The organism is uncultured Cetobacterium sp. (assembly GCF_947072685.1).
GTDB lineage: Bacteria > Fusobacteriota > Fusobacteriia > Fusobacteriales > Fusobacteriaceae > Cetobacterium_A.
In genome coordinates, this window is record NZ_CAMTIK010000025.1 from 23,932 (window position 1) to 32,188 (window position 8,257).

Consider the following 8,257-nt stretch of genomic DNA (forward strand, 5'->3'; position numbering starts at 1 on the left):
TCTCCTACTTTTTTGATAATTTAAAAACTATTTTAATATTGGCCAGTAGTTTTTATTGGCAACAATTAAATCATCTAGAATGGCCTTTGCTACAGATGCGCTAGGTACAGTTTTTGACATAGTTATAGCTTGCCATAATTTTTGATATGATCCTTCAATCCATGCTTCAACAGTAAGTTTTTCTACAGATACTTGTTGCTCCATAAGTCCTTTTTGGAATTGTGGGATAGCACCTATAACTAGAGGTTCAGGGCCATTGTTACCTACTAAACAAGGGATTTCTACCATTCCAGTAGGGTCAAAATTAACTATAGCTCCATTATTCTCGACAATCAACAGCATTTTTTCTTTAGTATTAAAAGCGATAGCTCTAGCAAGATCTACAATATAAGAGGCGTGTTCATCAATATGTAAAGCGGTATCTTTAGATGTTTTATTTTCAGTTATTTTTTGACACTCTCCAAAAACAAATTTTTCTCTTCCATCCATAACCTCATTGGCTCTTGTGTACTCTTTATTAGAATGCTTTACAACGTAATCTGGGAAAAGATAATATTTTAAATACGTGTTTGGAAGAGTTGTAGGATCTACAGCAAAAACATCTTTTGCTTTTGCAAATGTATCGCTCCAACTGGCATCAGTATGTTGATTATCGCCTTTATTGGCAACATATCCATATTTTGATATGTGATCTTTTAAAATAGGCATAAGGTCATTACCTGCTTTATCTTTTATTGATTTCCACCATCCAAAGTGGTTTAATCCATAATATATTACATCTAAATCTTTTCTTGAATCTAAACCAAGAATCTCAGCCATTCTTACCTCTGTTCCAATTGGCATATCACAAATATTTAAAACTTTTGAATTTGGCTTTAATCTCCTTGTTGCTTCAGCAACAATAGCTGCAGGATTTGAATAGTTTAACATCCATGCATTTGGAGAGTATTTTTCCATATAGTCAATGAGCTCGATAACTCCACCAATAGATCTCATTCCATAAGCAATACCACCTGGACCACAAGTTTCTTGTCCAACTACACCATATTTTAATGGTATTTTTTCATCAAGCTCTCTCATAGGATATTTTCCAACTCTTATATGAGCCATAACAAAATCAATATCTGAAAATGCTTCAGCAGGATTTGTAGAATAGCTAAACTTTATTTCAGGTGCTCTCTCTTTTAAAAGTATAGCACATGCTTCCCCTATTTTTGATTGTCTTTTTTCATCGTTGTCATACATTTTAATCTCTCTAATTGGAAATTTTTCTAGATTGTCTAACAACATTAAAATAATACCTGGAGTGAAAGTACTTCCTCCACCTGAGATTGAGATTGCAAATTTTTTCATAATATATCCTCCTATGCTTTAATTAAATTTTTTTCTAGATTTTTATTTATTAAATCTTCAAAACAGTCTCTAACTTGTGGAACTGAAAGACCCACAACAATTTGAAAAGATTTACCGGTTCTAACGACACCATGAGCTCCATTTTGCTTGAAAACAGAGTCTTTTGATACTAAATTTTCATCATGGACAGATATCCTTAACCGTGTGGCACAATTATTGACTTGATCTATATTTTGTGCACCTCCAAAAGCTTCTAAAAATGAAAAGGCTTGATCAAAATACGCATTTTCAACAATATTATTTCCATTTTTCATATTTTTCTTTTCTTTGTAATCATCTTTTGTATATAATTTTATCTCCTCTTCATCATCTTCTCTACCTGGAGTTTTTAAGTCGAATTTTTCAATACAAATCTTAAAAATGAAGTAATAAATAGGAATAAATGCCATCCCCACACCAATTTGTGCCATCATAACAGTAGAGTGATTTTTAACTAATGGAATCCAATTGAGAGCCGCTATCTCAATAAGCCCAGATCCCATGTTTCCTACAACTCCAAACATATACATAACTGCTGCCATGCAAGCGGCTAGTACAGCATGGATAGCAAATAAAAACGGAGCAATAAATAAGAAAGTAAACTCAAGTGGTTCTGTAATCCCAACTAAAATAGCTGTTAAAGTAGCAGGAATAAGAAGACCGGATACAATTTTCTTTTTTTCAGGATGAGCAGTTTTATATATAGCAAGAGCAATTCCGATAGCTCCAAACATTTTGCTGTTTCCATGTAGAGCAAACCCACCTTGTGGAAATAACTCTTTTAATGGAAGTGTAGAATTTGCAAAATTAGATAGGTTTTGAGCCCAAAAAACCTGAATACCAGTATCCACTACAGCGGGACCAAATATAAACGGACCGTAAACAAAGTGGTGAAGACCTGTAGGAATTAAAATTCTTTCCAGAAGAGTATACAACCAAACTCCAAAAGTTCCTGAAGATACCATTAAACCTTGAAGTGATGATATTCCTAGTTGGACTTTAGGCCAAATTAGACAAGTTAGATAAGCGCATGGAAGCATAAGTAAAAATGCGATAATTCCAACTAAAGCACTTCCTTGAAAAATACCTAAGAAGTCAGGAAGTTTTGTATCGAAAAATTTATTGTGTATATATATTGTCAACCCAGATATAGCAATAGCCCCGACTATACTAGTATCAAGAGTTTTAATACCAGCGATATTTGTAAGACCACTAACTCCTCCAATCGCTTGACTAAAATTAACACCAAAATTTTCTCCCCAAAAAGTTAGAATTGCATTTATAAAATAATTATATGTTAGGTATGTAACTAAAACAGATAGGCAAGCCCTAGGATGTGCTTTTTTTGCAAGTCCAATAGGTAATCCTACAGCAAAAATAAGTGGAAGTTGTCTAAATACAGTCCAACCACCCTCTTCAATGATAAAAACAATTTTGTAAAAAGTACTGTTAGGATCCGCGAGTGATCCCACGAAATCAGGATTTTTTAAAATGATTGTAAGAGCAACGGTCAATCCCGCAAAAGGAAATAATAGAACAGGTGCAAACAGTGCTCCACCTAATCTTTGAAAGTGTTTCAGCATAAATTTTACCTCCAAAATTTTGATAGGGTTCTTATTAATTGGAGTATATAACAAAATTCATACTAAATCAATACTTTGAGAACTAAAAACACACATTATGCAAAACGTAACATGTTACGTGCAAAATAAAAACTTGCTAGAATATATTTGATCTGGTAATAAAAGATTTTGGAGTTGAAATATAAAAAGCTGGGAAAATTCCCAGCTTCTTATATTTCAAAGTATTTGTTATTGAATTATTAACTCTAGATCAACAGGAGTGTACTCAGGAACAGGTTGCTTCTTAGAGATCATATCAGCAGTTTCAATACCTTTAGCTCCTATAAGTTCAGGTTTTTGAGCAACTGTAGCAGTTAACTTACCGTCTTTAACAGCTTTAACAGCATCATCAGTTGCATCAAAACCAACAATGATGATACCTTCTCTACCAGAAGCTTCAATAGCTCTTAATGCACCCAATGCCATCTCATCATTATGGGCAAAAACAGCATTGATTTCAGGTTGTGCTTGAAGAATATTTTCCATTACATTTAACCCTTTTGTTCTATCGAAATCGGCAGCTTGTTTAGCAACGATATCAAGTTTTCCATTGATAGCTTTATTGAATCCTTCTCCTCTATCACGAGCAGCAGTAGTTCCAGGGATTCCTTCAAGTTCAACAACTTTTCCATTTCCATTTAATTTAGTGATGATGAATTCACCCGCCATAACACCGCCAGCAACATTATCAGATGCGATATGAGACGCAACTTTACCACCGTTAGCAGCTCTATCCAGAGTAACTACAGGAACCTTACTACGGTTAGCAGCTTTAATAGCGGAAGTGACAGCATCCGAATCTGTTGGGTTGATTAAAAGAACATCAATTCCTTTAACAAGTAAATCTTCAACATTCCCTAGTTCTTTTGAAGGGTCATTTTGAGAATCTAGAACAACGATTTCATGCCCCATCTCCTTAGCTTTAGCGACAGCACCATCTTTTAAAGTAACAAAGAAGGGGTTATCTTGAGTAGAAACTACAAGACCAATTTTAGCAGCTTCAGTTACAGAAAATAAACCCAAAGCTAAAATAGTTAAACTTAAAAATCTTAATTTGTTTTTCATTATACACCACCCATTTTTAATCTTTTTTATTTCGAAGACTTTTTGTCTATTAAAACCGCTACAAGAATGACAACTGCTTTTATCATCATTTGGTAGTATGATGATACATTTAAAAGGTTTAATGCATTTCCTAAGACACCAATTATAACAGCACCTAACGCTGTACCTGCAATGGTCCCAACGCCACCAGCAAGAGATGTACCACCAAGAACAACGGCTGCGATAGCATCCAGTTCATAACCAGACCCAGCTGTTGGTTGCGCTGAACCAAGTCTTGATGTTACAATGACACCAGCAAGGGCTGAAAGAGCTCCACAAGCACCATAAACTAAAGTTTTATACTTTGCTGTATTAACTCCAGAAAGTTTGGTAGCTTCTTCATTTCCACCTATAGCGTAAACATACCTACCGAACTTTAAATTGTTTAAAATGTAGTATGCCCCAACAAATAAGGCTATCATAATATAGATAGGGACTGGAATATCAAAAAGATATCCGCCACCAATATTATCAAAGAATTCTCCACCATTTCTAACAGGAATAGGCTTTCCATCAGTGAAGACAAGAGTGGCTCCCCTTAAAAGAGTCATTGTAACTAAAGTAACAATGAATGGTTGTAATTTAGCATAGGAGATTAAAACTCCGTTAAACATACCAAATATAGCTCCAATAATGATAGAAATAATAACTGCTAAAATAGGATTCATTCCACTAGAAATTAAACTAGCACCAAAAGCTCCAGTTAAAGCTAAAATAGAACCTACCGAAAGATCGATTCCACCAGTTAGGATAACTAAAGTCATTCCTATAGCAATTACAGAATTGATAGATGTTTGTCTCAAAACATTTAAAATATTATTTAATGACAAAAATCTAGGGTTTAATATGGAAACAATAACTGCAAAAACAATTAGACCAATTAATGGTTTATTGTTATAAATTTTTTTTAACATTATTTATTCAACTCCTACTGCATATCTCATTATTTTTTCTTGTGAAAACTCATCTTTAGAAAGTATTCCACTGATTTTATGTTCGTGTATAACCATTATTTTATCACTCAGCCCCATAACTTCAGGCATTTCAGATGAAATCATAATGATACTAAGACCTTTTGCTTTAAGTTCATTAATAACATCATAAATCTCTTTTTTAGCTCCCACATCTACACCTCTAGTAGGCTCATCTAAAATTAAAATTTTTGGATTTGTCAATAAGGCTTTAGCAATAGCAACTTTCTGTTGATTTCCACCACTTAAATTTTTAATAATTTGATCGGCCGAAGGGGTTTTTACTCCAAATTTTTCAATATATTCTTGAACAGCTTTATTTTCTGATGTTTTTTTTAAGCCAAGTTTACTAGAAAAATATTTAAGAGAAGAAAGTGTCATATTTTCTTTTACACTTAGGCCTAAAACTAGCCCATCCCCTTTTCTATCCTCAGAAACATATGCAATACCGTTATTAACTCCTTCTTCAGGGGAACAAATATTGACCTCAGTCCCTTCGATATAAACTTTTCCAGAAGATTTTTTGTAGTATCCATATATAGTTTTTACCAACTCACTTCTTCCAGCTCCCATCAATCCCGCTACCCCAAGAATTTCTCCTTTTTTTAATGAGAAATTGGCACTGTTCACATATTTTCCACAAAGGTTTTCAACTTTGAGGACTTCTTCACCAGGAGTAACATTGATGTTAGGAAACTGCTCAGTTAAAGTTCTCCCAACCATTTTTTCAATAATATAGTTTTGATCGATATCTTTAACTTCAGCTTCAGCAATAAATTTACCGTCTCTTAGGATGGTAATATCATCACAAATTTCTGGAATTTCTTTTAGTCTATGAGAGATATAGATAATACTTTTCCCTTCAGAAGTTAGTTCTTTAATAACTTTAAAAAGACTTTCTGTTTCTTTATCAGTAAGAGCATCTGTAGGTTCATCCATAACTATAAGCTTTGCATTTTGAGATAAAGCTTTTGCAATTTCAATCATTTGCATTTTTCCAATAGTCAAATCTTTCACCAAAGTTTTTTCACTATCACTTACATTTAAAAGATTGAGGATTGCTCTAGCTTCTTTATGCATAATCATCCAGTCAATTTTTCCAAATTGATTAGTAATCTCTCTTCCTAAAAAAATATTTTCTGTTATGCTCATATGGTGGATAAGATTTAGTTCCTGATGTATAATAGATATTCCTGCATCTTGGGAGTCTTTTGTTTTTGAAAAAATAACTTCTTGCCCATGATATATAATTTTACCGGAATCTTTGGAATAAATTCCAGTCATTATTTTCATCAGAGTGGATTTTCCAGCTCCATTCTCTCCCATAAGAGCCATTACTCTTCCTTTGTATACATTTAAACAAGCTCCGTCTAAAGCTTTTACACCAGGAAAACTTTTATAGATATCGGTCATTTGTAAAATAATATCTTTATTCATTTAAAATACTACTCCTGATTTTAAAATAATATTTGCATATGGAGTACATTCTCCAGTTCTAACAATAGCTTCACTTTCTTTTGTCATTGATTTAAAATTTTCATGAGATATTTCAACAATTTTAGGAGACATTCCATTTTTTTTAAAAGTTTCTAAAATTTCATTATATATTTTTTGATTAATAGTTTTGATTTCAGAAGCAATGACAATTTCCTCTACCATCATTTCACTTAAAATTGCATCTAATGTTTTTATAAAACTAGGAAATCCAGCTTCAATAGCTAAATCTATTCTTTTGATATCTTTTGGGATAGGAAGACCAGCATCACAAAGAGTGATATGGGATGTATGCCCTATTTTAGAAATTTCGTAGGAAAGTTCGCTATTTAATAATCTACCTTTTTTCATATTCTATTCTCCTTTAAAATTTAATACTTCTTCAAGTGTTGGAATAGATGTTTGTGCACCCATTCTAGTCACAGATATTGCAGCAACTTTAGTTCCTCTGTCAATAGACTCTTCAAACGTCAGTCCTGTGGCTATTCCATTTACAAATCCACCAATAAAGCTATCGCCAGCGGCAGTGGTATCAACAGCTTTAACTTTATAAGCATTAAATTTTCTATGACTATTTTTATCAATAAACATAGATCCTTTATTTCCAAGTGTAACAATTAATCCTTTAACACCTTTGTTTAAAAGGAATTGTGCAGCTTTTTCAACCCCTTCTTCATCGGTTGTAGGGATCCCAGAAAGCAGTTCAAGTTCAGTTTCGTTAGGAATAATATAGTCAGAGTTAGCAATAATCTCATCATCTAATTTAACTGCAGGCGCAGGATTTAAAATAGTTATTTTTCCAAGTTCTTTAGCTTTTTTAAAAACATATTTAACAGTTTCTATAGGTATTTCAAGTTGAGCCACAACAATATCACTATTTTTAATAGCATCCATGTGTCTATCTATATAATTGTTATCAACAGAATAGTTAGCACCAGGTACAACTAGAATTCTATTTTGACCGTTTTCTTCAACAATGATTTTAGCAATTCCTGTTGATTCTTCTGAGTACTCAATATTAGATATATTTACTCCATCATTTTTCATAGAGTTTAAAAGAATATCTCCCATTCCCTCTTTTCCAACTTTTCCAAGCATGGTAACATCACTGTGCATTTTTCCGATAGCAACCGCTTGGTTAGCTCCTTTTCCTCCAGGTATTTGCATGAATTTTTTACCTAAAAGAGTTTCACCACCACGAGGGGCTCTTTCACAGATAGTCACTAAATCCATATTAATACTTCCAACAACAACAATTTTTTTCATATAATCTCCTTAAAAAGTCTATTGTGATTAAATAGTGTACACAATTAACTAAAATATTCTTACTTTTAATTTAACATACACAAAAAACAATGTCAATAAAATAAAAGAAATTTTAAAAAAAGAGGCTACCTAAAAAGTCTTGAGAAAAAATAAATAAACGATACCTGAATTCAAAAACAATAAAACCTTGTATTTTTCTATTAATTTAAAATTCAAGTTATTATCACTATAGCTTCAAACTCTTTATCAAAACGCCCTGAGAGGTTTTCTCAGGGCGATCTTTTTAGTTTTTAAATTTTGCATTAAAACATTCATGAGGTTGCTAGAAATCTACTGAAATATATATCGGGATAGGAACTCCCATAGAGAGTGATTAACGTATTTGACATAAGTCAGATACTTCCCACG

At 32.8% G+C, this 8,257-nt stretch carries 7 protein-coding genes; all 7 read right to left on the reverse strand.

Annotation, left to right across the window (positions count from 1 at the left end; all coding sequences use genetic code 11):
• Positions 1-27 precede the first annotated feature (27 nt).
• The 7 genes from Q0V67_RS08780 to rbsK all read right to left on the reverse strand — a co-directional run bounded on the left by Q0V67_RS08780 (position 28) and on the right by rbsK (position 7,849).
• Complete coding sequence (locus tag Q0V67_RS08780) at positions 28-1,353, reverse strand: 6-phospho-alpha-glucosidase (RefSeq protein ID WP_297598798.1); 1,326 nt, start codon at positions 1,351-1,353, stop codon at positions 28-30.
• An 11-nt stretch (positions 1,354-1,364) separates the two neighbouring features.
• Positions 1,365-2,975 carry an alpha-glucoside-specific PTS transporter subunit IIBC gene (locus Q0V67_RS08785; RefSeq protein WP_297598800.1) on the reverse strand — a complete coding sequence of 537 codons (1,611 nt, stop codon included), beginning with the start codon at positions 2,973-2,975 and terminating at the stop codon, positions 1,365-1,367.
• A gap of 228 nt (positions 2,976-3,203) precedes the next feature.
• A complete protein-coding gene (rbsB, locus tag Q0V67_RS08790) occupies positions 3,204-4,079 on the reverse strand; it encodes a ribose ABC transporter substrate-binding protein RbsB (protein ID WP_297598802.1) in 876 nt (291 codons plus the stop codon).
• Between the two features lie 26 nt (positions 4,080-4,105).
• On the reverse strand, positions 4,106-5,032 hold the full coding sequence (gene rbsC / locus Q0V67_RS08795; protein ID WP_297598804.1) for a ribose ABC transporter permease: 927 nt from the start codon (positions 5,030-5,032) through the stop codon (positions 4,106-4,108).
• Positions 5,033-5,035: 3 nt separating this feature from the next.
• A complete protein-coding gene (gene rbsA, locus Q0V67_RS08800; protein ID WP_297598806.1) occupies positions 5,036-6,526 on the reverse strand; it encodes a ribose ABC transporter ATP-binding protein RbsA in 1,491 nt (496 codons plus the stop codon).
• On the reverse strand, positions 6,527-6,934 hold the full coding sequence (gene rbsD / locus Q0V67_RS08805; RefSeq protein ID WP_297598807.1) for a D-ribose pyranase: 408 nt from the start codon (positions 6,932-6,934) through the stop codon (positions 6,527-6,529).
• 3 nt (positions 6,935-6,937) lie between these two features.
• The gene (gene rbsK, locus Q0V67_RS08810) at positions 6,938-7,849 is read right to left on the reverse strand and encodes a ribokinase (RefSeq protein WP_297598808.1); all 912 of its coding nucleotides are present in this window, start codon (positions 7,847-7,849) and stop codon (positions 6,938-6,940) included.
• Positions 7,850-8,257: the final 408 nt, after the last annotated feature.

Excerpts from the sequence above, each read along its gene's own strand:
- Q0V67_RS08780 (WP_297598798.1), bottom strand. The coding sequence starts at position 1,353 with ATGAAAAAATTTGCAATCTCAATCTCAGGTGGAGGAAGTACTTTCACT.
- Q0V67_RS08785 (WP_297598800.1), bottom strand. The coding sequence starts at position 2,975 with ATGCTGAAACACTTTCAAAGATTAGGTGGAGCACTGTTTGCACCTGTT.
- rbsB (WP_297598802.1), bottom strand. The coding sequence starts at position 4,079 with ATGAAAAACAAATTAAGATTTTTAAGTTTAACTATTTTAGCTTTGGGT.
- rbsC (WP_297598804.1), bottom strand. The coding sequence starts at position 5,032 with ATGTTAAAAAAAATTTATAACAATAAACCATTAATTGGTCTAATTGTT.
- rbsA (WP_297598806.1), bottom strand. The coding sequence starts at position 6,526 with ATGAATAAAGATATTATTTTACAAATGACCGATATCTATAAAAGTTTT.
- rbsD (WP_297598807.1), bottom strand. The coding sequence starts at position 6,934 with ATGAAAAAAGGTAGATTATTAAATAGCGAACTTTCCTACGAAATTTCT.
- rbsK (WP_297598808.1), bottom strand. The coding sequence starts at position 7,849 with ATGAAAAAAATTGTTGTTGTTGGAAGTATTAATATGGATTTAGTGACT.